We start from the raw sequence: 24,987 nt of genomic DNA, 5'->3' as shown, positions 1-24,987 counted from the left end.
TCAGCTCATTCGGCGGCATCGGCCATTCCTCCCATGCGTGGATCGAGCGCGCCCGAGCGGTAGCGCTTTGCCATCTCGGCCAACGGAATGACCTTGATCGCTGAGGCGTGGCCTGCGGTGCCGAACTGCTCGAAGCGTTCCCGGCAGAGATCGCGCAAGCTATCCATTGCCGGCTTCAGGAATTTGCGCGGATCGAATTCGTTTCTGCTTTGCGTCGCCACCTTGCGGAACGCCGCGGTCATCGCCAACCGGCAGTCGGTGTCGATATTGACCTTGCGGACGCCGTGCTTGATGCCACGGACGATTTCCTCGACCGGCACCCCCCATGTCTGCGGCATCTCGCCGCCGAACTGGTTGAACGCATCCTGCAGCGGCTGCGGCACCGACGATGAGCCGTGCATCACCAGATGCGTATTGGGGAGCCGGCGATGGATTTCCTCCACCACCCGCATCGCCAGAATATCGCCGTCCGGCTTGCGCGAGAATTTATACGCGCCGTGCGAGGTGCCCATCGCAATCGCCAGCGCATCGACCCTGGTGGCGCGAACGAAGTCAACGGCCTGATCCGGATCGGTCAGTAGCTGATCGTGGCTGACCTCACCTTCGACGCCGTGGCCGTCCTCCTGCTCGCCGCCGCCGTGCTCAAGCGAGCCGAGCACGCCGAGCTCACCTTCCACCGAGGCGCCGATCCAGTGCGCCATGTCGACCACGCGGCGGGTGATGTCGACGTTGTATTCGTAGCTCGCCGCGGTCTTGGCGTCGGCCTTCAACGAGCCGTCCATCATCACGGAGGTAAAGCCGTGCTGAAGCGCGGTGGCGCAAGTCGACTCCTCGTTACCGTGGTCCTGATGTAGGCAGAGCGGGATCTGCGGGTACATCTCTTCCAGCGCGTCGATCATCTTCGCCAGCATGATATCGTTGGCATAGGAGCGCGCGCCCCGCGAGGCCTGGATGATGACGGGCGCATCGACGGCCGCCGCCGCATCCATGATCGCGAGCCCCTGCTCCATGTTGTTGATGTTGAATGCCGGCACGCCGTAGGCGTGCTCGGCGGCATGATCCAGCAATTGCCTCAGGGTAATTCGCGCCATTCGAGCCTCCGTGTCATTGATCGGCGTATGGGTGTCATGCGTAGGTCACCGCCATCCGCGAGCGCGCGATGCAGCGCAGCGCGGCCTTCGCGACCTCATCGGCGGTGATGCCGAATTCGCGGTAAAGCGTTTCCGCCGGCGCCGAGGCGCCGAAGCCGGTCATGCCGACGAATTCGCCGCCATCGCCAAGCCAGCGTGCCCAGTCGCCCTCGATTGCAGCTTCGACGCCGACCCTCGGCACGCGTCCCAGAACGGCGGTGCGGTATTCGCGGGATTGCCGGCGAAACAGCTCGAAGCACGGCGCCGAGACGACCGCGGCGCGGACGTTGTCTTTCTCCAGCAGCTTGGCCGCTTCCAGCGCAATCGACACTTCGGAGCCGGTTGCGATCAAGGTGACGTCGCGGCCCTCCTCCGGTTCGACGGCGACATAGGCGCCGAACGCGACCAGATTGGTTTCGCCAACAACGTCACGGAACGTCGGGAGCGCCTGTCGCGACAGGCACAGCAACGAAGGGCTTGTATCTGCCCGCAACGCGCAGTCCCACGCCTCCGCCGTCTCGACCGCGTCGCCCGGACGGAATACCAGCAGGTTCGGTATCGCCCGCAGCGATGCCAGATGCTCGACCGGCTGATGCGTCGGGCCGTCTTCACCCAACCCGATCGAGTCATGCGTCATCACATGGATGACGCGGATCCCCATCAACGCGGCCAACCTGATCGCAGGGCGGCTGTAATCGGCAAAGCTGAGAAACGTGCCGCCATAGGGGATGAAGCCGCCATGCAGCGCGATGCCGTTCATCGCCGCCGCCATGGCATGTTCGCGGACGCCGTAATGGATATAACTGCCATCGAGCGTATCCGGCCGTACCGGTTTCTGCGTCTTCGCGCGCGTCAGGTTCGAATGGGTAAGATCGGCCGAACCGCCAAGCAGATTGGGCAACGCTTCCGCGATCGCGTCGATCACCAATTGCGACGCTTGCCGGGTCGCGATCTTCGGCCGCTCCGTACCGAACCGGATCCGGATCTGCGTCATCACGTCCGCATATCCACAGGGCAGCTTTCGATTCAGCGCGTCGTGGAACGGCGACCGTCCTATCGAACTGTGGCGTCTGCTGCGCTCGATCCATTCCCGCCGTGCCGCATGTCCTTGTGCACCAATTTCGCGCCAGGCATCGGCCACAGTTCCTGGAACCTGAAATGGTGCGTGCGGCCAGTCCAACGCGCTGCGCGTCTTCTCGACTTCCTCCGCACCAAGCGGCGCGCCATGCGCCTTTTCCGTCCCCTGACGGTTAGGTGCGCCGAAACCGATCACCGTGCGACAGGCAATCAGGGAAGGCCGGCTGTCGTGCCGGGCCTGCCGGATCGCCGCGGCAATCGCCTCGGGGTCATGGCCATCGATCCGGCTCGCCGACCAGCCCGACGCCTTGAAGCGCGCGATCGGGTCATCCGAGCATGACAGCGATATCGATCCGTCGATCGAGATTTCGTTGTCGTCATACAGCACGATCAACCGGCCGAGCTTGAGATGTCCCGCCAGCGAAATCGCTTCCTGGCTGATGCCCTCCATCAGACAGCCGTCGCCGGCGATCACATAGGTGTAGTGATCGACAAGATCGTCGCCGAAGCGCGCATTCATCAGGCGCTCCGCCAGCGCCATCCCGACCGCGGTTGCGATCCCCTGCCCCAGCGGCCCCGTCGTCGTCTCCACGCCGGGTGTATGCCCGTACTCCGGATGGCCAGGGGTTTTCGATCCCCACTGCCTGAACGCCTTCAGCTCGTCCGTCGTCACACCCTGGTAGCCGGTCAAATGCAGCAGCGCATACAGCAGCATCGAGCCGTGACCGGCCGACAATACGAATCGGTCGCGATCCGGCCATGTCGGATCGGAGGCGTCGAATTTGAGGAAGCGCGAAAACAGTACCGTCGCGACATCGGCCATACCCATCGGCATGCCGGGATGACCCGACTTCGCCTTTTCGACGGCGTCGATGGCCAGAAAGCGGATCGCATTCGCCATTTCAGCATGCGAGACGACCGGCTGGGTGGCGATACGGGACAGAGCTGAATCGTTCATAGCATGCGCCTCTTGCGTTCCATCAGTTGCAGGATCAGCGGGGTGAGGATGAGCTGCATCGCGAGATCGAGCTTCGATCCGTGGATCACGATCGAATTGGCCCGCGACATGAAACTGTTCGGAATCATCGACAGCAGGTAGGGAAAGTCGATGCCGCGCGGATTCTTGAGCCGGATCACCACCATCGATTCGTCGGGCGTCGGTATCCAGCGCGCAATGAACGGGTTCGACGTGTCGACGGTTGGCACGCGCTGGAAGTTGATGTCGGTCTCGGTGAATTGCGGGCAGATGTAATTTATGTAGTCCGGCATCCGTCGCAGGATGGTATCGGTCACCGCCTCGGCGGTGTAGCCGCGGTCGCTGCGGTCGCGATGCAGCTTCTGGATCCACTCCAGATTGATGACGGGAACGACGCCGATCTTGAGGTCAGCATGCTGCGCGATATTGACCTTGTCGGTCACGACAGCGCCATGCAGACCTTCATAGAACAACAGATCCGATTTTTCCGGCAACGGCGTCCATTCGGTGAATGTGCCCGGATCCGCGCCATAGAGCCTGGCTTCTTCATGATCGTGGACATAGTGCCTGACGGTTCCGGTCCCGGACTCGCCGTAGTCCCGGAACAATTTCTCCAGCTCCTCGAACAGATTTGTTTCCGGACTGAAATGGCTGAAATGCTTGTTGCCGCGCTCCGCCTCTTCAGCCATTTTTGTACGCATCTCAAAGCGGTTGTAGCGGTGGAAGGCGTCGCCCTCGACATAGGCAGCTTCGACCTTCTCGCGGCGGAAGATGTTTTCAAACGTCTTCTTCACCGAGGTCGTGCCGGCACCGGACGATCCGGTAATCGATATGATGGGATAGCTGCGTGACATCTGCTCTTTCCGATCAGCGAAACAGGCCGCGCCGCGCAAACAATGGCGCATCGCTATTGTCGAACATCGGCTCGATCGCTTCGTGAATGGCGGCAACGTCGCGAACGCCGCGCATCGAGCCCATGATCAACGGCACCCGCTGGTGTGGTGTTTTTGCCGAAAGTTCGAGAATGCGCCGGCGGCCGGTGGTCGCGGCGCCGCCCGCCCACTCCATCACGAGGGCCATCGGATGCGCTTCGTAAAGCAGGCGGAGACGTCCGTCGCGATATCCCGGCCGCGCGTCCGCCGGGTACAGGAACACGCCGCCGCGGACGAGAATACGAAGCGACTCTGCGACCAGGGAGCCGATCCAGCGCATATTGAAGTCGACCGAACCGTTGCCGCTCGTGCCCGCCAGGCATTCGTCGATATAGGCCCGCACCGGTCCATGCCAGTGCCGCCGGTTCGACGCGTTGATGGCGAATTCGGGCGCGTTGGGCGCAATTTTCACGCGACGCGCGATCAGCAGGAATTCCCGGGCACGCCTGTCCAGAATGAAGATGTCGACCCGCTCGTCGAACGCCAGAACCAGCGTGGTCTGAGGGCCGTAGACCACGAAACCCGCCGCACACTGCGCCGTACCAGGTTCGAAGAAGGTGGAGATGATATCGTTGCCGCGCGAACGGATCGAAAAGATGGTTCCGACCGAGATGTTGTTCTCGAGGTTGGCCGACCCATCGAGCGGATCGATCGCGACACAGAGCGACGCCTCGGCATTGAGCACCTCAGGCAGATCCAATTCTTCGGACAGGACGGCAGCGACCGGGGTGGCACGTAACGCCGCGCGCATCATCGCGTCGGCGGCGAGGTCGATATCCTTCTGATGATCGCCATCGGAATTGACGCCACGGGTTCGTCCGGTAATGCCCGCCAACGGTCCGTCGGCGATGATATCGGATAGGCCGATCGCAGCAGCGGCAATCGCCTCGATCACAGCGGCCACGGCCGGGCCGGTCGGCGTCTCCGACCCTGCATGATCGAGATGCGAGCATAAGCTTATGCGTGCGTCCATGGCCGTTCCCCGATTGGCGCCCTCTTCGGGGCCACTCCAACGCGTCATGCCATCAGGCACTCCGCGTTCCAAGAACAACTCAGTTTGCAAAATTAGTGAAATTTTCTTATCTTTGGCTTTGGCAAAGTTTTTCTTATATTGGATGAGCCCATGGCAAGCAGGTTTCCGCGGGAATTGACCATTCGCCAATTGCGCGCGCTCGCAGCCGTTCACCGGGATCGGTCGGTTACCGCCGCCGCCAAACACCTGCATCTCACGCAGCCGGCCGTCACGCTGCAGATCCGCAATCTGCAGGAGCTTGCAGGTCTGCCGCTGATTCAGCGCACCAGTGACGGGATGCTGTTGACCGACGCCGGGCGGGAGGTCCTCTCGCTATCCGAGCGTATCGAAGCGGCGATTGCGGACTGCGAGACCTCGCTCGAGATGATGGCGGGAAAGACCGCCGGCCGCATCTCGATCGGCGCCGTCAGCACGGCGAAATATTTCGTGCCGTTCATGATCTCCGGATTTTCGAAACGCTATCCGAACATCGATGTCACGCTCTCGATCGGAAACCGGCAGGAGATCGGCGAGGCGCTACGCGGCTATGATCTCGATTTCGCGATCATGGGTCGCCCACCGGCTGATATCGACATGGACGTTCACCCGATCGGCGATCACCCCCATGTCATTATCGCGCCGACGAGCCATCGCCTGGTGCGAAAATCCCGTATCCCGCCGAGCGACCTGGCCGACGAAACATTTCTGACCCGCGAACCCGGTTCGGGCACGCGCGGCCTGATGGAGCAACTGTTCGAAACGGCGCGAATTCGCCCTAAGATCGGCATGGCGATGAGCAGCAACGAGACGATCAAGCAGGCTGTGATCGCGGGCCTCGGAATTGCGTTCATTTCGGCGCACACGGTCGCTACCGAACTCGACGAGCGGCGGCTGGTCACGCTCGACGTGGTTGGCCTTCCTGTCATCAGGCAATGGTTCGCCCTTTCCCGAAAAGACAAGATCCTGCTGCCGCCGGCACGCGCCATGCTGGAGTTCCTCAGCGCCCGCGGCGCGCAATTCCTGCCGCGAACCCAAGGCAGGATAAGGATCACCCGCACGTCGGCACGCGGCAAGCGCCGATAGCGCGATATGCGAATACCGACGGACTGGCGGGATCAAATTGCCGACAACCCCACCTGCAAGGTGAGCTTCAGTCCGCGAGATGCGCCTGCTTCTGTGGCCCTGTGGTCGTTTGTTCGAACCGGTGCGGCTTCGAAACCCGCGCTCACAAGCATTCCCGCGAGTTGCTTGCGCGCGTAGAATATCCGGCTCTTCACGGTGGCATGCGGAATGCCGAAAATCTCGCTCATTTCAGCGACCGACTTTTCGCGATAATAGAACAGATCGATGACGTCGCGATGAGCTGGCGACAGCTTGCCTATACACGCCCGCAAGACTCCATTGGTTTCCTTGCGATCGAGCGCGGCTTCCGGTGTGTCGGCGACGTCGACGATTCCAAGCACATCGTCTCGATCAATATTCTCGTGCCTTCGCTCACGGAAGGAGCTCAATGCCTTGAGACGGGCAATCGAAAGCAGCCAGGTGGAAACCCGCGAGCGGCTTTCGAAGGCGTTTGCGGAACGCCAAACATCAAGGAACACCTGGCTGACGAGATCTTCTGCAATTGCCGTGTTGCGGACTATCCTTTGGATGAAACGAAACACTCTTGCACGGTGACGCGCGAACATGATGTGCATTGCGGCCTTATCGCCCTCTGCAATGCTTTTTAGAAGCATCTCGTCGGAAGCACATTCTTCCGATTCCTTCGCCTTGCGGACAGCATAAGCCAGTTTGTCATGGCTCATCCCGTGGGAACGCTCGAACAAAGGCCTCCGAATTTCGCCGGCACAGTCGGGCGAGAACGCCGTTGCGAGAATCTGCCGGAGGCCAGACGAAGGGGTTTCCTGCCGACACTGATCCGGCACTCGAATGGGCCGCGCGCCTCCTTGTCGCCGCTCGCCTTTGGGCATTGTTCTCTCCACTTTGTTATGACGATATTTCGCAAGGATGCGTTGCGTGGAGCTGTTCGCGCTACTCTACGACGGGCTCGTATTTCTAATCTTCTGGTCTAGGTGAATTAGCCGGCAGGATGGAGCGCGTGGTGCGACGCGGCGGTGTGCCGAGGCCGCACCTGTCGAATTTTGGATGCGCCCGCCGCGCTTGTTCATGATTTTGATGCGACGCGCTTACCGCACTTCCCAGTCCTCCTGCTCACAAAGTCGGAGCAGCCGGGTGGCATGGTACCTCGCGATGGCGCGCCTGGAGCAGGATCAGACAAGGCATGGCCGCTTTAGGAAAGACGCCGGACCTGTGCAGCGCCTAGAACGGGTACCCAAGTTCGAACCCATGACCCCTTTATGTCCCGGTTTCCAACCGGCGCCGCCACGCCCACGTCCATCGTCGACGCCCTGAAAGCGGCAGCTGGTGATCCGCCGAAGTTGCGCGCGACCTTCGCCAAGGGCCGATGCGTTCGCGGCACCTATGCCGCGTCGGATCGGGCGGCGGAGATTACGAAATCCCGCAGCTTCACCAAGCCATCACGCGTACTGGCGCGCTTCTCGGCGGGCGGCGGCGATCCCGAAGTGGCCGATACCGACAAATTGGTGCTGCGCGGCTTCAGCTTCAGGCTCGGCGGCGACGGCTATCGCTCGGATATTCTCGTGCAGAGCGCTCCGGTGCACTTTGCAAGGACGCTCGACCAGATGCTGGCTTTCCTCAAGGCACGCATTCCCCGACGGGGTGGCAAGCCGGATTTGAGGAAGGTCAGGGCATTCTCTGCCGCCAATCCCGAGACGCTGCATCAGGCAAACTACATCGCCGCACATCCACCGCCCGAAAGTTTTGCGGGTACGACCTATTGGGGAGTGCACGCCTTTCCCGCTACGAATGCAAAAGGCGAGACACGGTTTATCAAATTCCAGATCGTTCCGGCTGGTGGAGAAGTCACGCTGACCGAGGACGCGGTCAAGGCGATGCCTGCCGACTTCTTGTATGACGACCTCGAAAGCCGGATCACCTCAGGCGATGTCCGGTTCAACGTGATGGCGCTGCTCGACCGTCCCGGCGACCCCATCATGGACGTGACCATCCGATGGCCGGATGAGGACAGTCGCGAAGCGGTGCGGTTGGGAACGATCGTCATCACCGGTATCGAAGCGAACGATGCGTGCGACGCGTCCATCTTCAACCCGGCAAATCTCGCCGAAGGCATCGCTCATCCGCCGGACGAGATCTTCGCGGCGCGGCGCGATGCCTATGCCATTTCAGCGGCGAAGCGTCGCTGATCATCCGGCTCGCTCCGAATCAATTCTCGCCTTCGCGGACGCCCTGCGCTTCGCGGCGCCACACGCCCGGGCTGACACCGACCACGGCCGAAAACACCCGCGTAAAGTGGCTTTGATTGGCAAACCCGGCCGACATCGCAATCTCCGACAGCGGCAGGTCGCGGACGGTCATCAATTGCTGGGCCGTTTTCACGCGCTGGCGCAGAAGCCATTGGTGCGGCGGCAGGCCGGTCGAGACGCGGAATGCGCGGGAGAAATGGCTAACCGAGAGGTCAAACTCAGCGGCGATTTGTTGCAAGGAAACCTTTCCGCCGAGATCGGCGTCGAGCCGTTCGCAGGCCTGCCTCACCTGCCACGGCGCAAGACCGCCACGGGTCGATCCGGCGGTGGGCCGAAGCCCGCCATAGGTCTGAGCGACATGTGCGGTGAGCGCGAGCATCATGTGATCGATGAAAAGCTGGTTGGTCTCGTCCGGCCGACGCAGCCCTTCTTGCAGCGACGCGCCGATATGGCGGATGACCGCGTCGTCATGGCCCACGCCGAGTTCACAGGCGAGTTCACCGACGCGCGGCGTGCGGGACTGCTCGGTGAGACCATCGAGCGCCGAGCGCGGCAAATAGAAAAAGAGAGAGTGGAATGGCTTGTCGATCACGTAGCGCGGATCGCGCTTGAGGTCGTACAGATATGTTGCGCCTGCCGGGACATCCGCCTTCATCACGCACTTGCCGTCTTCCCAGAGTTCGCAGTCGGGGTAATCGTGAAGTTTCAGGCTGACGAGAAAGGCATCCTCGGCGGTGAACGAGCCGGATAGGCCCGGCACGGGGTTATCATCGCGCGTTTCGGTAACCGCGAGTTCAGTGCTGCGCAGTGAACGCGTGATCAATGAGGGCGGCGCATCCTTCAGATGCAAGAATCGTCCTAGCCGTTGTCCAAAGCCGGCCGCCTGTGTCATTGGGTCGCTCTCACGAGTCGAATTGGACCGGGGAGATCATCGCGCTCACGAGGTCCGCCGCATTATCGGGGATCCGCGAGCGAGCGTCTAGGCTTGCTCGTAAAACGCAAAGCTAATGTGACAGCAATCGGCGCGATGCGTCAAAAGCGATTTTCAGAGTGATTTCAACGTGATCTGGCCGGCTTGATCGACCGGTCACGGTTTTATGCGGCTAGATAGTTCGTCTCACGATTGCGCGCTTGGAGCAGGTTCCGGCAAAGCACAGCGGCTTTGGGAAAGACGCCGTACTTGCACGGAGTTTAGAACACGCCACGAACGATCGACCCAGATGAACGACCGGGGCAGATAACAGAGCAGAAGCGATCAGAAGGAGACTACGCAATGCTTGGTACCACTGCACTCGCCGGCTCATCTGCCCTACCGCCCTTACCCCGCCTTCCCATGAGCAAAGTTGCCGACAATATGGAGCGACCTCTCGTCCTCATCGTGGACGATGACGAGGACGTCCGCTCCGCACTTGAAGAACTCCTTCTGTCGGTGGGAATCGACGCGCGCTGCTTTGGATCGACGCAGGAATTGCTGCACGCCGATCTTCCGGAGCGCCCGGGTTGCCTTATCCTCGATGTTCGCATGCCCGGAGCAAGCGGCCTGGATCTTCAGCAGCATCTCGCCTCCAACGGCAACACGCGGCCGATCATCTTCCTCACCGGACATGGCGACATCGCTATGACCGTTCAGGCGATGAAGGCGGGAGCTGTCGACTTCCTGACAAAACCGGTAAGAGACCAGACGCTGCTTGATGTGGTCACAACCGGGATCGAAAAGGATATCGCGCAAAGAACCGCCGCCCGGCTCGTCAAACAACATGTCGACCGCTACTCAAAGTTGACGCCGCGCGAACGCGAGGTCCTGCGCGAAGTGGCAAAGGGGCGCCTCAACAAGCAGATCGCGTTCGATCTCGGCATCAGCGAGATCACTGTCAAGCTGCACCGCGGCAACGTGACCAAGAAAATGCAGGCGACGTCGATTGGTCAGCTCATTCGCATCTGGGAACTTTTGCCTGCGGAGATTCGAGGGGAGAGATCACCCTAGACCAAAGAATAGATACAAGCCGGCCAGCAATGGGCAGATGGTCGCGAGGCCATGCCAGCGAAAACCAACCGCTTATCCAAAGCGCCCCTGATCGCGATCATAGATGACGACGAAGCTGTGCGAGAGGCCCTCTCTGACCTCCTTCTGGTGCTGGATCTATCGTGTCGCACTTTCGATCGAGCGGAGGCCTTCATGGCGGAATACACCCCGGGCAGCTTCGATTGCCTGATTACCGATGTGAGCATGCCGGGCCAGAGCGGCCTCGACCTGCTGCAGCACCTGCGGCGCATCGGTTCCTCGATGCCAGTGATCATCGTCACGGCCGATACCAATCCGACGACCCGATCTCGCGCCATGAGAGATGGGGCCTATGCATACCTGACCAAGCCGATAAGCAGTGACGCCCTCTTTCGTCATCTGCAGTCCGCCCTGAGGCACGTGGGCTCTAGCCCTGACGGTGATGAACAGGGGAAACCTTCTGATGACTAGTTCCGTCCACAAAGCCGTGGCGGGCGGCCGCGAACAATCCTTCACATCCCCGCCCGGGATGGAGTTGTCCGATTTCGCATCCGAAAGCGTGGGATCACGTTTGGATAGCTTGCGCGCAACGGACATCAGTGTCGAGGCTGACATGCTCCCTAGTATGCAAGTCCCCCCGGAAATCATGCGAAAATGGCAGGAGATCGTAGATCTTCTGGCAGACATTCTAAATGTTCCCTCCGCCTTGATCATGAGGGTAGAGCCGCCAAATATCAAAGTTTTCGTTTCCAGCGAGTCCAAAGGAAATCCTTACGAACCGGACGAGGTCGCGTGTCTCAATACAGGACTCTATTGTGAGACTGTAATGAACACCCGTCGACCATTGATTGTCCCAGACGCTCTGCAAGACGAGGCGTGGAAATCAAACCCTGACATCAAACTAGGCATGATCTCTTACCTCGGCGTGCCGGTCAGTTGGCCCGATGGTGAGATATTTGGAACGATTTGTGTTCTCGATAAGAAAAGCAACGGATACAGCGAGCTCTACCTCAGACTGCTGTTGCAGTGGCGTGACGTGTTGCAGGCGGACTTGAGATCCATTGCAGCCGCACAGCGAGAGATTGAACAACGTGAAGCGAAAATTCGCCGCCTCGTCGATGCCAACATCATCGGCATCATCATCTGGAATGTGGACGGTCAGATTCTTGATGCCAATAGTGAGTTTCTCCGCATAGTTGGATATGACCAGCACGACCTCCTGTCCGGTCGAGTGAGCTGGGCGGACATGACGCCCCCTGAATGGCGTGATCGCAATGCGCTGGCGATCTCCGAGCTAAAGAACAAGGGAGCCGTGCAACCCTTTGAAAAGGAGTATATCCGGAAGGATGGCAGCCGTATTCCAGTGTTGATCGGCGTCGCGAGCCTTGAAGAGACAGAGGGCCAGGGTGTCGCATTTGTGCTCGATCTGACCGAGCGTAGGCGGGCAGAAGCAGAAGCGCGCGAGAGCGAGCGGCGATTCCGCAACATGCAGATGGAATTGGCCCACGCTAATCGACTGGCAACTTTGGGCCAGCTTACGGCGTCTATTACGCATGAGGTCAAGCAGCCGATCACGGCCGTGCTCCTGAATATCCAAACCGCTCAGCGCTTCCTCACTCGCCAGCAGCCAGATATTGAGCGGGCGAAAAAGGCAATAGACCGAGCTGTGCTGAACGGGATGCGCATCACTGAAGTTGTCGACCGGACGCACGCGTTGGTTAGGAAGGAGCCCACGCGAAAGGACAGCTTGGAGATTAATGAAGCCATTTCGGAAGTTATCGGACTGACGCGCGGTGAAGTGCTGAAAAACGGCGTTCAAGTGCGGACACAACTGGCGGAGGGTTTACCTGTCATTCAAGGCAGTCGGGTCCAGATTCAACAGGTGATGCTGAACTTGATCGTAAATGCAGTCGAGGCGATGAGCCAAATGAGCGACGACCGTCGGGAATTGCTGATCAGCACCCAGGCTGAAGCTGACTGTGTTCTCGTTGCGGTGCGAGACTCTGGCCCGGGCCTGTCAGAAGGCGATATCGAGCGAGCCTTCGAGGCCTTTTATACGACGAAGTCGAGCGGCCTGGGGATGGGACTATCCATCTGCCGTTCGATCGTCGAGGATCACGGAGGACGATTGTGGGCGGCCGCAAACGTACCAAAAGGTGCGGCGTTTCAATTCACAATTCCTATCAATTCGGACTGCCAGGACTGACCACGTATTGCGCCTCCAAACCTCATGCAATCTTCTCTCGACCAGTTTTTGCAGAAGTCTTTGATAACGGGCCCGGCGCGGCGAATTTGTTCGCCAGAAGCATCAGTAAGCCTCGGCTTCGTTGCGCGACGGTCTACACGATAATGCCCATACCGTCGGTACTATCCCAAGGTACAGGTCGATCTATTCGCCGAACCAGCGCCACTAGACTCGCTGCACGATACCGTCCCCCGGCATTTGCCATCATCATTGTGAACATACAGGAAGCAACGGGCCCCGCGCCTCTTTGGTCCAGCGCACACTGCGGAGCGAGCGCATGACGTCCCCAATGCGAGCACAGTCCATGAGCAAGCCGATCTTGCACGATCCCCTGAAGCATCTGCTGGTCGCATCCGAGGCGCGCCCGAGCGATCAGGCAAATGCCGAACGGCGTGCTGCCGATGTGGAGATGGCGCGCGTGCTCAAGACCGCACCGGTGCGCATGGCTTCCGATCCGTCCAGTGGCGCGATCGCCCACTGGAAGCATGGCGCCTTGCATGACGTGGTCGAGCCCATGACGGATCACGTCATCATGACCTACCCGACCGGCTTGCAGCGGCTGGAGCGACGCACCGGGAAATCAGTTGCGATCGGAACAGCGCGCTCCGGGGTCGTGACGATCATTCCGGCCGGCTCAAGCGCGCGTTGGGATATTCCCGGGCCCGTCAACGTCGTTCAGCTCTACCTCCCGCCCGGGACGCTCCAGCGTGTCGCCATTGAAGCCGACGCGTCGACTTCTGGCGATCTGCTGGAGCGAACGGGGCATCCCGACCCCGTGACATCCCGATTGCTCCTGAGTGCTGCGGACGTACTTGAGGGCAGCGCGGCGCTGGATGCCCTGTTCAGGCATCAGCTGACAGACCTCCTGGCCACGCGCCTCCTGGCTGCGCACACCGGCTCGCCAACCACGCTCCAGCCGACCATGGGCGGCCTCTCGCCGAAGGTCCTGCACCGCGCTATCGAACGCCTGAGCTCTGACAGCGATGCGGACGTCTCTCTCACAGCGCTTGCTTCGGAAGCCGGTCTCTCGCGCTTTCACTTCTGCCGTGCCTTCAAGGAAAGCACCGGGCTTTCGCCGCATGCCTGGCTGCGTCAGCACCGGCTTGAGCAGGCCATGAACATGCTGCGCGACACTGAGGTATCAGTCGTGTCGGTCGCAGCCGCGCTTGGCTACTCCTCCCAAACCGCCTTCGCCGCGGCTTTCAGGAAGCTGACTGGCGAAACCCCGACCGATTGGCGGAGGCGCGTGCGTTAGCAGCAATCTCTCTACAAGTACGTCAATCGCTCTGGGGCAGTCACAAGTCTGGTTCGGTAGAACATCACGGTGCCCACGTCACCAACGGAGGAGACCAACGATGACCTGGAAGAATTTTGCAATCGCACGGCGACGACGAACCGTTGCGACCGCACTCGTGTACGGACTTTCGTTGACCGTTCGCTTCACATCAACCACGGGCGAAGAAGCGCCGGCACTAGCCACTCAAAGCGCCAATCCCATGCGTTCCATCATGCTTAACGATAGCTTCCACAACAGTTTGCCCGCGAAGCCCACTCTGCCGATTGGCTTTCAGCGTGGCTGGCCATTGGGACCCAGAGTCTGCCGCGCGGCATGTGAAGGGTCCGTGCCGACGTCCTTAATGCTCACCTGCCCCGCTCCATAGGAGCCCGGCGCACCTCTTTTCACATCTTCGCGTCGTCGTCGATCGCAACAGGCTTGGCCGCAGGAGAGCGGCGGCGGTGACGCGCGTGTCCGTGCAACCAACCACAGGAGTAAATCACATGCGACTGATCATCATTGGCGCCGGCTTCGCCGGCATGTACGCCGCACTTTCTGCCGCCCGCCTGCGCGATATCCAAGGCGTTTCGCCCGAGGAGCTCGAGATCGCGCTGGTAGCTCCCGAGCCGACGCTGGTGATCCGGCCGCGGCTCTATGAACAGAAGCCCGAGACCCTGTCGGCGCCGCTGCTGGATGTCCTCAAGGCCGTCGATGTCGACTACGTGCAAGGCAGCGCCGAGACAATCGACGCCAAGGCCCGTGTGGTGCAGATCGCGACCGCCAAGGGCACGCGGAAGACGCTGTCCTACGACCGGCTGGTCGTCGCCACCGGCAGCCGGCTGTTCCGTCCGAATATTCCGGGCCTCGCCGAACACGGCTTCAGTGTCGACTCGCTCGATGATGCGGTTGCCCTCGACAAGCATCTGCACAGCCTCCCCGACCGGCCGGCCGTGAACGGACGCGACACGGTCGTCGTCGCCGGCGGCGGTTTCACCGGCATCGAGGCAGCGACGGAGATACCTGCGCGACTCCGCAAAATCTTCGGCAAGGACGCCAAGCCGCGCGTCATCATCGTCGACCGAAACAGTGCGATCGCGCCTGATATGGGCGAAGGCCCCCGCCCCGTCATCGAGGAAGCCCTGCGCCAGGTCGGTGTAGAGACCCGGCTCGGTGCCGGCGTCGCCTCGCTGGATAAATCCGGCGTGACGCTTTCCAACGGCGAACACATCGAAACCGAGACCGTGATCTGGGCGGCGGGTATTCGCGCCGCGCCATTGACCCAGCAGATCCCCGCCGAGCGCGACAATTTCGGCCGCCTGCTCGTCGACCGCGACCTGCGCGTGCCGGGGGTCGCCGGCGTCTTCGCCACCGGCGATGCCGCGCGCGCCGCTTGCGACGATGTCGGCAATTACGCGCTGATGTCGTGCCAGCACGCGACGCGCATGGGCGCCTTTGCCGGCAACAACGCCGCGGCGGAGCTGCTCGGCGTTCCGACCAAGCCGTATCACCAGAAGGGATACGTCACCTGTCTCGATCTCGGCGAAGCCGGCGCGCTGTTCACGCGCGGCTGGGACCGCAAGGTGGAGATGGTCGGCGACATCGCCAAGAAGACCAAGCAGGAGATCAACACCGTGTGGATCTATCCGCCGAAGGCTGAGCGTGCTGCTGCGCTGGCGTCGGCCGATCCGGAAAATGTGACCAAGGTGTAGACGCCTCACGCGATACGGGCCGCGCTCGCCGCTGGCTGCGCGGCCTGCTCAACGAGACCAGCCAGCAGCCTTAACCATGAAGCAGGAGACAAACATGAGCCTAACAAACACGAGCCTAGACAACACCTCACACCCCGGTGCACCGGGGCCCAACGAGTTGGTTCCGTCGCGCTACGCGGTGCGGGTCGGCGACATTGACGTGCTGGTGGTCAGCGATGGCGTGCTACCGCTCCCAACGGCCATGTTGGCACACAACATCGACCCGTCCGTCCGGGCGACCTGGCTGAAAGACATGTTCCTGCCGCCGGACGCTTACGATTGGGCGCTGAACGTGGTCGTGGTGCGTAGCGGCAGCCAGACCATACTCGTCGATGCTGGGCTTGGGCTCGACCCGGACTTGCACTTGCCGCGGGCCGGGCAATTGATCAAGCGACTGGAGGCCGCCGGCATCGATCTTGCGTCCGTGACCGACGTGGTGCTGACCCACATGCACATGGACCACATTGGCGGGCTGCTCGTCGACGGGGTGAAGGACCAACTGCGTCCGGACCTGCGGATCCACGTGGCGGCCGCCGAGGTCAAGTTCTGGGAGGCACCCGATTTCTCCCACGTCTCCATGCCACCCGGATTCCCGGACGCGCTTCGAGCGACAGCCAAGCGGTTCGTGAAAGAGTACCGCAGCCAGCTGCGGCCGTTCGAGGACGAGTACGAGGTGGCGCCGGGGGTGGTCGTTACTCGCACCGGCGGCCACACCCCCGGGCACAGCGTGGTCCGCGTGGCGTCCGGCGGCGACCGGCTGACGTTCGCCGGAGACCTCGTGTTCGCGGTCGGGTTCGAACACCCCGAATGGTACAACGGCTTCGAACACGACCCCGAGGAGTCGGCCCGCGTTCGTATCAGTCTTTTGCGGGAACTGGCTGAGACCGGTGGGCTGCTGGTGGCCACTCACCTGCCGTTCCCGTCCGTCGGACATGTGGCAGTCGACGGCGACGTCTTTCGGTGGGTACCGGTCTTCTGGGACTACTGACCGCTTGTTGGCTTAGGGCCGAACCAGGGCGCGTAGTAAGCGCTTCATCCGATACGGGCCGCGTTTCCAGCGCCGGAGCGCGGCCCGCTCACCCAAATCCCTTTTGGAGCTCGACCTCGATGAAACACGAGACCGTGCGCGCCACGCTGCTCAACGGCTGGGCCTTCTGCGTGGCCATGCATGTCAAGGAAGCCCCCCTCAACGGCGAGCGCGCTTCGAAGCCACGCGACGGGAGGATGTGATGAAAGTCGTTGTCTTTGGTGCAACGGGGTCGACAGGACGGCTCGTCGTTGAGTTCGCCTTGTCCGCGGGTCACGTCGTCACTGCCTTTGTCCGTGACCCAAAGCGGATGCCCTTGACACATCCGAATCTGAAAATCGTCAAGGGCGATGCAATGGATCCAGCCTCGGTGGCATCTGCGGTCCAAGCGGCGGATGCGGTCATCTGCACGTTGGGGGCGATACCTCAGGCGAAACAGGATCTGGGTCGACGCCAGCGCGGCGTCCCGGTTTGCTCGGTGGGAACCAAGAACATTCTGGCCGCCATGCCTCCAGGCCGGGGCCGACTCATCGTTGAGAGTTCGGTGAGTGTCGGTGAGAGCTACCACACCGGGAGTTTCGGCGCAGGCTTCATGGTCAAGCTCGCACTCAAGGAGGTGATGGCAGACAAAGAGAAGCAGGAGGCAGCCGTTCGGGAGAGTGACTGCGATTGGACGATCGTTCGACCGGCAACGCTGACATTCAAGCGCGCTCGCGGAAACCTGAAGGCCGGGACCGATCTGCGATGGAACATCACCTCAACAGCCACCCGCGCTGATGTGGCCGAGTATCTGGTCAAGATCCTCGATGACCCCGCGACGTACAAGAAGGCCATAACGGTGCGCAACTAGGTTTGCGCTCACCCAAAACCCATTTGGAGCTCGACCTCGATGAAACACGAGACTGTGCGCGCGAGCGCGTTCGCCATGCCGCTGACGAACCCGGCCTTTCCCGCCGGCCCCTATCGCTTCGTCAACCGCGAATACTTCATCATCCAGTACCGGACCGACCTCGAAGCGTTGCGCCGCATCGTGCCGGAGCCGCTGGCGATCACCGAGCCGGTGGTGAACTACGAATTCATCCGCATGCCCGACTCCACCGGTTTCGGCGACTACACCGAAAGCGGCCAGGTCATTCCGGTGTCCTATCAGGGCCAGGCCGGCAGCTTCGTCCACCAGATGTTCCTCAACGATCATCCTCCTATCGCGGGCGGCCGCGAACTGTGGGGCTTTCCCAAGAAGCTCGCTGAGCCAAAGCTGGCGGTCGAGACCGATACGCTGGTCGGCACCCTGAACTACGGTTCGGTCCGCATCGCCACCGGCACCATGGGCTACAAGCACCGTGCCCTCGACACCTCAGTCGAAGCGAAAAAGCTCGCTGCCCCCAATTTCCTGCTCAAGATCATCCCGCATGTCGACGGCACGCCGCGCATCTGCGAGCTGGTGCGCTTCCACCTCGAAGACATAACCGTGAAGGGCGCGTGGACCGGGCCGGCCGCGCTCGACCTTTATTCGCATGCCCTCGCCCCCGTCGCCGAACTGCCGGTGCTGCAGGTGCTGTCGGCCAAGCATCTCGTTGCTGACCTCACTCTCGGGCTCGGCACCGTGGTTCACGACTATCTGTCACCGGGCGCGCCCGCACGACGTCGCGCGTGGTCCGACATCCTGATTGAAGCGAATGCCGGCTGACCGGATCAGTGGCAATGCAAGGAGTATTGGCAATGTTGAACGTGATACGAGAGCAAAATAATCCGGCGCCGCAGCAGCACAACAAGCCGCTGCCCTACGATGTCGTTGCCCTGGTGCTGCAAGGCGGTGGCGCGCTTGGAGCCTATCAGGCCGGCGTCTATGAAGGCCTGCACGAGGCCGGAATCCGGCCGAACTGGCTGGCGGGCATCTCGATCGGCGCGCTCAACGCCGCCATCATCGCGGGCTCTCCTGAAGACGAGCGCGTCGAGCGCCTGCGCGAGTTCTGGGAAACCATCTGTGCCTTCTCGATAGAGTGGCCCGCCGGCGAAGGGCTGGCCAATGCCTTGCCCTTTGCGTTCGACATCAGCTCGGTTCGCAACTCGCTGGCGGCGACGCGGGCGTTGGTCCAGGGCCAGCCCGGCTTCTTCAAGCCGCGCTTCCCGTCGCCGCTCTGGTCGCCGTTCTCGGGCGACTCCGCAACCAGCTTCTACGACACGGCACCGTTGCACCAGACGCTGGAGCGGCTCGTCGACTTCGACCGGTTGAACTCGGGCGAAGTGCGCGTCAGCATCGGCGCGGTCAATGTCCGCACCGGCAACCTGACCTATTTCGACACCGCCGAGCGTCGGCTGGGACCGAAGCATTTTATGGCTTCCGGCGCGCTGCCACCGGGGTTCCCCGCCGTCGAAATTGAAGGCGAACACTATTGGGACGGCGGTGTGGTTTCGAATACACCTCTCTCCCGCGTGCTGTCCGGCGAGCCATGTGACACGCTGACGTTCCAGATCGATCTCTGGTCGGCCAGGGGCCGCGTCCCCTACGACATGATGGAGGTGTCGAGCCGGCAGAAGGACATCCAGTATTCGAGCCGCACACGCGCCGTCACCGACCAGGTGCTGCGGATGCAGAAGATGCGTCAGGCGTTGCAGCGGACAATGGAGGAGCTGCCGGAAAGCGCAAAGGCGAAGCCGGAAATCCGCGCCATCGCCGATATGGCCCGCCATCGCTCCTACAACATCGTTCACCTGATCTATCAGACCAAGATGCACGAGGGCCATTCGAGGGATTACGAGTTCGGGCTGAGCGCGATGCGTGCACATTGGCAGAGCGGGCTCGAGGATATCCGCCGCACGCTGGCCGATCCGCGGCGCCTGGACCCGCCGTCACCGGACCTCGGAATCGTCACCCACGACGTCCATCGCCGCGATTGAGCGCGCGACGGATTCACCTCTGAACGCATCGAAGGGAATTCCCATGTTGAAGGGCAAGGTAGCCATCGTGACCGGATCGACCAGCGGCATCGGACTCGGGATCGCGAGAGAGCTGGCGAAGGCCGGCGCCGATCTGGTGTTGAACGGTTTTGGCGACGCAAGCGAGATCGAAGCGATCCGCAGCGGCATCGAGCGCGACCACGACGTGCGCGTCGTCTATGACGACGCCGACATGTCAAAGGGCGACGCCGTACGCGAGCTGATTGCCAGGACAATCGAGAAATTCGGACGCCTCGATATCCTCGTCAACAATGCCGGAATCCAGTTCACCGCGCCGGTGGATGAGTTCCCGGCTGCCAAGTGGGATGCAATTCTCGGCATCAACCTGTCGGCGGCGTTCCACGGCATCGCAGCGGCGGTGCCGCAGATGAAAAAACAGCATTGGGGGCGGATCGTCAACATCGCCTCCACGCACGGCCTCGTCGCTTCGACGCACAAGGCGGCTTACGTCGCGGCCAAGCACGGGCTGGTCGGCCTGACCAAGGTGGTCGGTCTCGAGACGGCAGGAAGCGGCGTGACCTGCAACGCGGTCTGTCCGGGTTGGGTACGAACGCCGCTGGTCGAAAAGCAGATCAGCGACATCGCTGCACAACGCGGCATCAGCCAGAAGGAAGCATCCGAGGAGCTGTTGTCCGAGAAACAACCGTCTCTGGATTTTGCCTCGCCGGAGCAGCTTGGCGGCACGGTCGCTTTTCTGTGCTCCGCTGCGGCAGACCAGATCACTGGCACCGCAATCTCCGTCGATGGCGGCTGGACCGCGCGGTAACCAAGGGCGAATGGGCATCAGTGTCAGCGAACCGTTGCAGGAGGGCGTCGTGGCGCATCTCAACAAGAAAAAGATGATCGGCTTGTTGCTTTGCCTCGGCGCAGTCGTCGTCGTGGCTGGCGGCTGGGCCTATGCCCGTTCAAACGAGACGTTCACCGACAACGCCTACATTCGCGGTGACATGACGTCGCTCGCACCGAAGGTTGCGGGCTACGTCACGGCCGTGGAGGTTCAGGACAACCAGACCGTTCGCGCAGGTGACGTTCTGTTCCGGATCGACGACCGGGACTACCGCGCACGGCTTGCGCAAGCAGACGCTAATGTCGAAGCCGCCCAAGCCCGCCTCACTAATGTCGATGCGGAGACCCAGCTCCAACACGCCCTGATACGGCAGGCCGAAGCTCAAAGACTTGCGAGCGTGGCCGAGATGAATCTGGCGCGCAAGGCCTCCGATCGCCGCCGCGAGCTGATCCGTACCAACGCCGTCAGCCAGGCCCAGGTCGATGAAAGCGATGCAGCGCTATCGAGAACCGAGGCGGGCGTGTCGGCGGCGTCGGCAACCGTAGAGGCCCAGCGGCAACGCATCACCGTTCTTGCCAGTCAGCGCGAAGCTGCTGTTGCTGCCGTGGCGCAGGCACAGGCCGCACGCGATCTCGCCCAAATCGATCTCGACAACACCGTGGTGCATGCACCGATCGACGGCGTCGTCGGCAATCGCCAGGTCCGCGTCGGCCGGCTTGTTGCGCCAGGTGCCTCCTTGCTCGACATCGTTCCGATCAAGGATGTGTGGGTTGTCGCGAACTTCAAGGAAACCCAGATCGAACATATCCGAACCGGCCAGCGCGCCCGCATCACAGTAGACGGCTACCCCAACCAACCGATTGAAGGCGTGGTGGACAGCTTTGCGCCCGGCAGCGGGTCGGCGTTCACCCTGCTCCCCACCGACAATGCGACCGGGAACTTCATTCGTGTCGTCCAACGCGTGCCAGTGAAAATACGCTTCGCCAGGAATCCATTGCCCGGCCGCGTCGTGCCCGGCCTGTCCGCGCGTGTCGAGATCGATCGAGGAAGCGGCACATGACCGCGATCGTTGACGCCACGTCACGCCGCGACCGGCGTGCGACCGGAACCATTCTTGTCGCGGGCATTGTGCTTGCGACTCTGACCGAGGCGATCGCAAGTACCGTCCTGTCGCTCGGGCGCAACGATATCATTGGCGACACCCATGCAACTCCCGACGAGTTCGCCTGGCTGGACATCGGATACACCGCTACGAAGCTTATTGGGTTCATGACCGCTTCCTGGCTCATGACGCGCATCAATCCGCGCAGCCTGATCATCGGCTCGACGCTGGTCATGGGCACGGCCTGCGGCATCGCCGCCATCACATATCGGCTGGACTTGCTGGTCGCACTCCGCATGATACAGGGCTTCTCCGGCGGCACTTTGCTTGTCGCGGGGCAATCGATCATTTTTCTCGCCTATCCGCGATCCTGTCAGCCAATCCTGCAAGCCCTGTTTGCGATGGGATCTGTCGTCGCCCCTGCGACCATCGCCCCGGCGCTCCAGGGATGGTTGATCGACAGCCAGTCGTGGGCATGGATTTTCTTCGGCGTCGTTCCGGTAGCCCTCGCTGCTATCGGATTTCTGTTGATCGCGGACGGCCCGAGACCCGTTACGACCGCGCGCCCTCCGTTCGACCGGGCCGGCTTCTTGCTGATATCAGTCGCATTTTTCTGCCTCACCTATGTTTTGAATCAGGGTAGCCGATGGCGCTGGTTCGAGGAGCCTCGCATCGTGTGGCTGACCGTGATCGGCGCAGCCGCTTTGCTGGCGTTTCTCGGCCAACAGGTAATGGCCAAAAGCCAGGGCCTGCTCGATTTCACCCTGTTCCGGTCGAGCGATTTTTCCTTCGCCTTTATCGTCAGTTTCGTCGCCGGTGCTGCATTGTTCGGGAGCGCGTTCCTGATCCCGTCGTTTGCCGTGTCCGTTCTCGCGTTCACGCCTACCGACGCTGGCCAGCTCTTATTGCCGAGCGGCGCGCTTTTCGTCGGCGCGCTCCTCGTGGCCGCCTTCCTCATGCAGGTCCGCGGCGCCCCGCCTATTGTCACAGTGCCATTTGGCATCCTGATGATCATGGCAGCGATGTGGATGCTGTCCGGCTCGACCAGCGAGAGCGGTGCCGACGACATGATGGCAGCCATCCTGTTGCGCGGCTTTGGACTTGGCTTCCTCTTCCTGTCGATCACACTGATCGCTTTCAGCGATCTCAACAACCGCAACCGCGCCGCCGGTATCGGTCTCTTCAATGCGGGCCGTCAGCTCGGCGGCCTCATGGGGGTAGCTGGCCTCCAGACAATGATCGACCACAACGTCACCGCCAATGCTGCGGTGCTTGGCGCCAGCGTCACCGCAGGCGTCCCTGCGGTCAGCGAGCGGCTGGCGACGGTAAGCGCCATGCTCGCCGCACGAGGGATGGACGGCGTGGCGGCCAGCCGGGCTGCGATGGGCCTGTTGGGCCGAACCGTTACCAGTCAGTCCACCGTGATCGCCTTCGACACGGCGTTCGCTGCAGTCGCTCTCCTTTTCGTCATCGCTGCGCCCGTGCTGGTCACCATCAAGGTTGCGTTCGCCCTGCACGCGAAGATGCGCGTGGCGCAGTTACGCCGGACCGAGGAGCCGTACATGAGACATCCCGCACCGAAGCCCACTCGACAAGTCAATGCTGCAGCGAAGCCAGACGCCCGCGCCGACATCGTGCTGGCTATCAGCGAGGCTCTCGCTCATCCGAGCGGCGCGCCCGCTGGCCTCAATGGTATCTTGGATCGAAGCGGATACTCGAAAGAAGATATTCTATCGGCGTTCGAGAGCGTCGACGATCTCATCGTCGCGATCGCCGAACACAAAGCCTCCCTCATATCGCAGCCATTGCTGAGGAGAGCGCGCCCTGGCAGCGTAGACGATGCACGCGAAACCCTCATCGCGTTCGGACGCGTTGCTTGGAAGGAATATTCGACCACTCTGGTCGGGTTCATTCGGATGGTGATGACCGAAGGCGCACGCAACCCTGCACTCAAGAAGCGAGTGTACGAGGCGGGGCAGGCGATTGTCACGCTCAGGCTGCGGGAATTTCTGGCGGCAGCAAATGAAAGGGGGATCCTGTCGATATCGGACGCTCAGCTATACGCCGAGCAATTGATGGGACTGCTAAGGGAACCGCTCTACCAGGCACTCGTGCTGAGTCCTGCGACGAGACAGGAGGGAGCAGCCGCCGACCGCGTCAGAGCTAGCATCGAACGGTTCATTCATGGATGCACCAACGCAAGGAGCTTTACCCGATGAGCGCAGCTAACGATATTGCTCAACCGAGACGCTCCTGGCCGAAGCAAAATAGAGAGAGCCCTTCAAGCCTGAAGGTCGTCGGCAATGTCCCGCCAGACCTGGCGAACAGCGTCGACAACCATGGATCCCTGGTGACCGTCGATCCCGCCGACTGGATCGTCTGCTTCGTACCCGGCCTTCAACGGCAATGGTGGCATCGGTTTGTCCACCATAGGCATAAACACGTCTTTGCCATGCGACCTACGAGCACGGGGAGTTGGCTACTCGTGGAGCCGTGGTGGACGCGTATGATGGTGACGATCTTGCCGCCGGCCGATGCCGTCAGATTTCTCCGGTGGGGTGCGACGGGCGATATCCTTCGCGTCCGCGAAGCGGTCCCGGGTAAAGCCAGTCAGCTTCGCGGCTGGTCCAATTGCGCGGTTCTCTCGGCGTTCTTGCTGGGGCGATCGAGTTGGGCATGGACGCCGCACGGTCTTTTCCGGCAATTACTCCGCGAAAAGTCGACCCGGCGCGAGAATGTTCAGCAACTTCTCGTCGACCAATTTACCAAAGTCGTGAGCCATTACTCGTCCAACGCACTCAGTGTCAGTGCCGACCAGCTCTCCTTGCCACTAAGGGAGTTGCTCATCATCATTGGACGCAACCTTCTCGAGACGATGATGACACCGTCGTTGCTGGAGGTTTGTTACACAGCCATCCTCGAAGCAGACCGCTACCCCGATGCGACACAGGCCTACGCGCAACACGGCCCTAAGCCGGCCATCGCGGTTCTTACGAAAATTCTCGCGAAGGCGAGGCAGGCTGGCGAAGTCGATCTCACAGATTGCGAGGCCGGCGCCCGCCAGTTTCTCGGAATGCTCCACGGAAACATTCATCTGGAAGCTGTGCTTCAGCTCGGCGAGGTACCAACGCTTTCCGAGATAGATTTGCGCGCGCGCACCGCGGTGAAGGTCTTTCTCGACGGTGCCGGGCCTGACGAGACGCCAATTCTCGCAAGAGACGCCTTAACGGCGTGAGGACCATCCCGCGACCGGCTGCCTCCACCCTTCCCTATCAGACTTTAGTCGGTGAGCGCTGCCGCCCCCGCCTGCGTGACCACACGTTTCCGCGGCCATGAGTGCCCCTTGAGCGCGCCCGCAGGTTGACTTCTTT

At 61.6% G+C, this 24,987-nt stretch carries 21 protein-coding genes and 2 pseudogenes; 17 read left to right on the top strand and 6 right to left on the bottom strand.

What is annotated here, in order from left to right; all coding sequences use genetic code 11:
- Positions 1-5: 5 nt before the first annotated feature.
- Genes fba through IVB22_RS07280 form a run of 4 tightly spaced genes read right to left on the bottom strand, consistent with a single transcriptional unit; the run spans position 6 to position 5,088 of the window.
- Positions 6-1,091 (bottom strand): class II fructose-bisphosphate aldolase, encoded by a 1,086-nt coding sequence (gene fba, locus IVB22_RS07295; protein ID WP_247516614.1) that lies wholly within the window; start codon positions 1,089-1,091, stop codon positions 6-8.
- 34 nt (positions 1,092-1,125) lie between these two features.
- Positions 1,126-3,165 carry a transketolase gene (gene tkt, locus IVB22_RS07290; protein WP_247516613.1) on the bottom strand — a complete coding sequence of 680 codons (2,040 nt, stop codon included), beginning with the start codon at positions 3,163-3,165 and terminating at the stop codon, positions 1,126-1,128.
- Positions 3,162-4,037, bottom strand: a complete 876-nt coding sequence (locus tag IVB22_RS07285) for a phosphoribulokinase (RefSeq protein WP_247516612.1) — start codon at positions 4,035-4,037, stop codon at positions 3,162-3,164. Before IVB22_RS07285 ends, tkt begins: the two co-directional genes overlap by 4 nt.
- A 13-nt stretch (positions 4,038-4,050) precedes the next feature.
- Positions 4,051-5,088 (bottom strand): class 1 fructose-bisphosphatase, encoded by a 1,038-nt coding sequence (locus IVB22_RS07280; protein ID WP_247516970.1) that lies wholly within the window; start codon positions 5,086-5,088, stop codon positions 4,051-4,053.
- Positions 5,089-5,238: 150 nt separating this feature from the next.
- On the opposite strand from IVB22_RS07280, the gene IVB22_RS07275 reads away from it, so the two are divergent.
- The gene (locus IVB22_RS07275; RefSeq protein ID WP_247516611.1) at positions 5,239-6,210 is read left to right on the top strand and encodes a LysR family transcriptional regulator; all 972 of its coding nucleotides are present in this window, start codon (positions 5,239-5,241) and stop codon (positions 6,208-6,210) included.
- 128 nt (positions 6,211-6,338) lie between these two features.
- Here the strand turns inward: IVB22_RS07275 and IVB22_RS07270 are convergent.
- Positions 6,339-6,932 (bottom strand): annotated as a pseudogene (locus IVB22_RS07270) (sigma-70 family RNA polymerase sigma factor); the annotation flags it as partial.
- Between the two features lie 552 nt (positions 6,933-7,484).
- Between IVB22_RS07270 and IVB22_RS07265 the strand changes: the two are divergent.
- A complete protein-coding gene (locus IVB22_RS07265; RefSeq protein WP_247516610.1) occupies positions 7,485-8,411 on the top strand; it encodes a catalase family peroxidase in 927 nt (308 codons plus the stop codon).
- A 19-nt stretch (positions 8,412-8,430) separates the two neighbouring features.
- On the opposite strand, the gene IVB22_RS07260 is transcribed toward IVB22_RS07265, so the two are convergent.
- On the bottom strand, positions 8,431-9,363 hold the full coding sequence (locus IVB22_RS07260) for an AraC family transcriptional regulator (RefSeq protein ID WP_247516609.1): 933 nt from the start codon (positions 9,361-9,363) through the stop codon (positions 8,431-8,433).
- A gap of 441 nt (positions 9,364-9,804) precedes the next feature.
- Here IVB22_RS07260 and IVB22_RS07255 point away from each other — a divergent pair, with 441 nt between their 5' ends.
- The 15 genes and pseudogenes from IVB22_RS07255 (at position 9,805) to IVB22_RS07190 (ending at position 24,851) form a co-directional block, all read left to right on the top strand.
- Entirely contained in the window at positions 9,805-10,455 is a 651-nt protein-coding gene (locus IVB22_RS07255; protein WP_247516608.1) for a response regulator transcription factor, read from the top strand.
- A gap of 51 nt (positions 10,456-10,506) precedes the next feature.
- The gene (locus tag IVB22_RS07250; protein ID WP_247516607.1) at positions 10,507-10,944 is read left to right on the top strand and encodes a response regulator transcription factor; all 438 of its coding nucleotides are present in this window, start codon (positions 10,507-10,509) and stop codon (positions 10,942-10,944) included.
- Complete coding sequence (locus IVB22_RS07245) at positions 10,937-12,679, top strand: ATP-binding protein (protein ID WP_247516606.1); 1,743 nt, start codon at positions 10,937-10,939, stop codon at positions 12,677-12,679. The genes IVB22_RS07250 and IVB22_RS07245 overlap by 8 nt, the downstream gene beginning before the upstream one ends.
- Before the next feature lie 343 nt (positions 12,680-13,022).
- Positions 13,023-13,973 (top strand): helix-turn-helix transcriptional regulator, encoded by a 951-nt coding sequence (locus IVB22_RS07240; RefSeq protein WP_247516605.1) that lies wholly within the window; start codon positions 13,023-13,025, stop codon positions 13,971-13,973.
- A 524-nt stretch (positions 13,974-14,497) separates the two neighbouring features.
- Complete coding sequence (locus IVB22_RS07235) at positions 14,498-15,703, top strand: NAD(P)/FAD-dependent oxidoreductase (RefSeq protein ID WP_247516604.1); 1,206 nt, start codon at positions 14,498-14,500, stop codon at positions 15,701-15,703.
- Positions 15,704-15,779: 76 nt separating this feature from the next.
- Entirely contained in the window at positions 15,780-16,730 is a 951-nt protein-coding gene (locus tag IVB22_RS07230; RefSeq protein ID WP_374207480.1) for an MBL fold metallo-hydrolase, read from the top strand.
- A 119-nt stretch (positions 16,731-16,849) separates the two neighbouring features.
- Positions 16,850-16,972: a hypothetical protein gene (locus tag IVB22_RS41335; RefSeq protein WP_256467379.1), complete on the top strand. Its 123-nt coding sequence runs from the start codon at positions 16,850-16,852 to the stop codon at positions 16,970-16,972.
- Positions 16,972-17,619, top strand: coding sequence for an NAD(P)-dependent oxidoreductase (locus IVB22_RS07225; protein ID WP_247516603.1), 648 nt, complete (start codon positions 16,972-16,974; stop codon positions 17,617-17,619). The genes IVB22_RS41335 and IVB22_RS07225 overlap by 1 nt, the downstream gene beginning before the upstream one ends.
- Positions 17,620-17,658: 39 nt before the next feature.
- Complete coding sequence (locus tag IVB22_RS07220) at positions 17,659-18,456, top strand: acetoacetate decarboxylase (RefSeq protein ID WP_247516602.1); 798 nt, start codon at positions 17,659-17,661, stop codon at positions 18,454-18,456.
- A 32-nt stretch (positions 18,457-18,488) separates the two neighbouring features.
- The gene (locus tag IVB22_RS07215) at positions 18,489-19,667 is read left to right on the top strand and encodes a patatin-like phospholipase family protein (RefSeq protein ID WP_247516601.1); all 1,179 of its coding nucleotides are present in this window, start codon (positions 18,489-18,491) and stop codon (positions 19,665-19,667) included.
- Between the two features lie 43 nt (positions 19,668-19,710).
- Positions 19,711-20,493, top strand: a complete 783-nt coding sequence (locus IVB22_RS07210; RefSeq protein ID WP_247516600.1) for a 3-hydroxybutyrate dehydrogenase — start codon at positions 19,711-19,713, stop codon at positions 20,491-20,493.
- A 10-nt stretch (positions 20,494-20,503) separates the two neighbouring features.
- Positions 20,504-21,574 (top strand): HlyD family secretion protein, encoded by a 1,071-nt coding sequence (locus IVB22_RS07205; RefSeq protein WP_247516599.1) that lies wholly within the window; start codon positions 20,504-20,506, stop codon positions 21,572-21,574.
- A pseudogene (locus IVB22_RS07200) lies at positions 21,571-23,160 on the top strand (DHA2 family efflux MFS transporter permease subunit); the annotation flags it as partial. The gene IVB22_RS07205 and the pseudogene IVB22_RS07200, both read left to right, overlap by 4 nt.
- Positions 23,140-23,835 carry a TetR/AcrR family transcriptional regulator C-terminal domain-containing protein gene (locus tag IVB22_RS41330; RefSeq protein WP_308200370.1) on the top strand — a complete coding sequence of 232 codons (696 nt, stop codon included), beginning with the start codon at positions 23,140-23,142 and terminating at the stop codon, positions 23,833-23,835. The pseudogene IVB22_RS07200 and the gene IVB22_RS41330, both read left to right, overlap by 21 nt.
- Positions 23,832-24,851 carry a TetR/AcrR family transcriptional regulator C-terminal domain-containing protein gene (locus IVB22_RS07190; RefSeq protein WP_247516598.1) on the top strand — a complete coding sequence of 340 codons (1,020 nt, stop codon included), beginning with the start codon at positions 23,832-23,834 and terminating at the stop codon, positions 24,849-24,851. The genes IVB22_RS41330 and IVB22_RS07190 overlap by 4 nt, the downstream gene beginning before the upstream one ends.
- Positions 24,852-24,987 lie beyond the last annotated feature (136 nt).

Origin of the sequence: Bradyrhizobium sp. 190 (assembly GCF_023073415.1) — a bacterium.
Classification (GTDB): domain Bacteria; phylum Pseudomonadota; class Alphaproteobacteria; order Rhizobiales; family Xanthobacteraceae; genus Bradyrhizobium.
Note: the sequence above shows the minus strand (reverse complement) of the source record. Positions and strands in the feature narration are given on the sequence as shown.

What these genes read in the sequence shown, in the direction of transcription:
- fba (WP_247516614.1), bottom strand. Translation starts at nt 1,091, where the DNA reads ATGGCGCGAATTACCCTGAGGCAATTGCTGGATCATGCCGCCGAGCAC.
- tkt (WP_247516613.1), bottom strand. Translation starts at nt 3,165, where the DNA reads ATGAACGATTCAGCTCTGTCCCGTATCGCCACCCAGCCGGTCGTCTCG.
- IVB22_RS07285 (WP_247516612.1), bottom strand. Translation starts at nt 4,037, where the DNA reads ATGTCACGCAGCTATCCCATCATATCGATTACCGGATCGTCCGGTGCC.
- IVB22_RS07280 (WP_247516970.1), bottom strand. Translation starts at nt 5,088, where the DNA reads ATGGACGCACGCATAAGCTTATGCTCGCATCTCGATCATGCAGGGTCG.
- IVB22_RS07275 (WP_247516611.1), top strand. Translation starts at nt 5,239, where the DNA reads ATGGCAAGCAGGTTTCCGCGGGAATTGACCATTCGCCAATTGCGCGCG.
- IVB22_RS07265 (WP_247516610.1), top strand. Translation starts at nt 7,485, where the DNA reads ATGTCCCGGTTTCCAACCGGCGCCGCCACGCCCACGTCCATCGTCGAC.
- IVB22_RS07260 (WP_247516609.1), bottom strand. Translation starts at nt 9,363, where the DNA reads ATGACACAGGCGGCCGGCTTTGGACAACGGCTAGGACGATTCTTGCAT.
- IVB22_RS07255 (WP_247516608.1), top strand. Translation starts at nt 9,805, where the DNA reads ATGAGCAAAGTTGCCGACAATATGGAGCGACCTCTCGTCCTCATCGTG.
- IVB22_RS07250 (WP_247516607.1), top strand. Translation starts at nt 10,507, where the DNA reads ATGCCAGCGAAAACCAACCGCTTATCCAAAGCGCCCCTGATCGCGATC.
- IVB22_RS07245 (WP_247516606.1), top strand. Translation starts at nt 10,937, where the DNA reads ATGACTAGTTCCGTCCACAAAGCCGTGGCGGGCGGCCGCGAACAATCC.
- IVB22_RS07240 (WP_247516605.1), top strand. Translation starts at nt 13,023, where the DNA reads ATGAGCAAGCCGATCTTGCACGATCCCCTGAAGCATCTGCTGGTCGCA.
- IVB22_RS07235 (WP_247516604.1), top strand. Translation starts at nt 14,498, where the DNA reads ATGCGACTGATCATCATTGGCGCCGGCTTCGCCGGCATGTACGCCGCA.
- IVB22_RS07230 (WP_374207480.1), top strand. Translation starts at nt 15,780, where the DNA reads ATGAAGCAGGAGACAAACATGAGCCTAACAAACACGAGCCTAGACAAC.
- IVB22_RS41335 (WP_256467379.1), top strand. Translation starts at nt 16,850, where the DNA reads ATGAAACACGAGACCGTGCGCGCCACGCTGCTCAACGGCTGGGCCTTC.
- IVB22_RS07225 (WP_247516603.1), top strand. Translation starts at nt 16,972, where the DNA reads ATGAAAGTCGTTGTCTTTGGTGCAACGGGGTCGACAGGACGGCTCGTC.
- IVB22_RS07220 (WP_247516602.1), top strand. Translation starts at nt 17,659, where the DNA reads ATGAAACACGAGACTGTGCGCGCGAGCGCGTTCGCCATGCCGCTGACG.
- IVB22_RS07215 (WP_247516601.1), top strand. Translation starts at nt 18,489, where the DNA reads ATGTTGAACGTGATACGAGAGCAAAATAATCCGGCGCCGCAGCAGCAC.
- IVB22_RS07210 (WP_247516600.1), top strand. Translation starts at nt 19,711, where the DNA reads ATGTTGAAGGGCAAGGTAGCCATCGTGACCGGATCGACCAGCGGCATC.
- IVB22_RS07205 (WP_247516599.1), top strand. Translation starts at nt 20,504, where the DNA reads ATGGGCATCAGTGTCAGCGAACCGTTGCAGGAGGGCGTCGTGGCGCAT.
- IVB22_RS41330 (WP_308200370.1), top strand. Translation starts at nt 23,140, where the DNA reads ATGCGCGTGGCGCAGTTACGCCGGACCGAGGAGCCGTACATGAGACAT.
- IVB22_RS07190 (WP_247516598.1), top strand. Translation starts at nt 23,832, where the DNA reads ATGAGCGCAGCTAACGATATTGCTCAACCGAGACGCTCCTGGCCGAAG.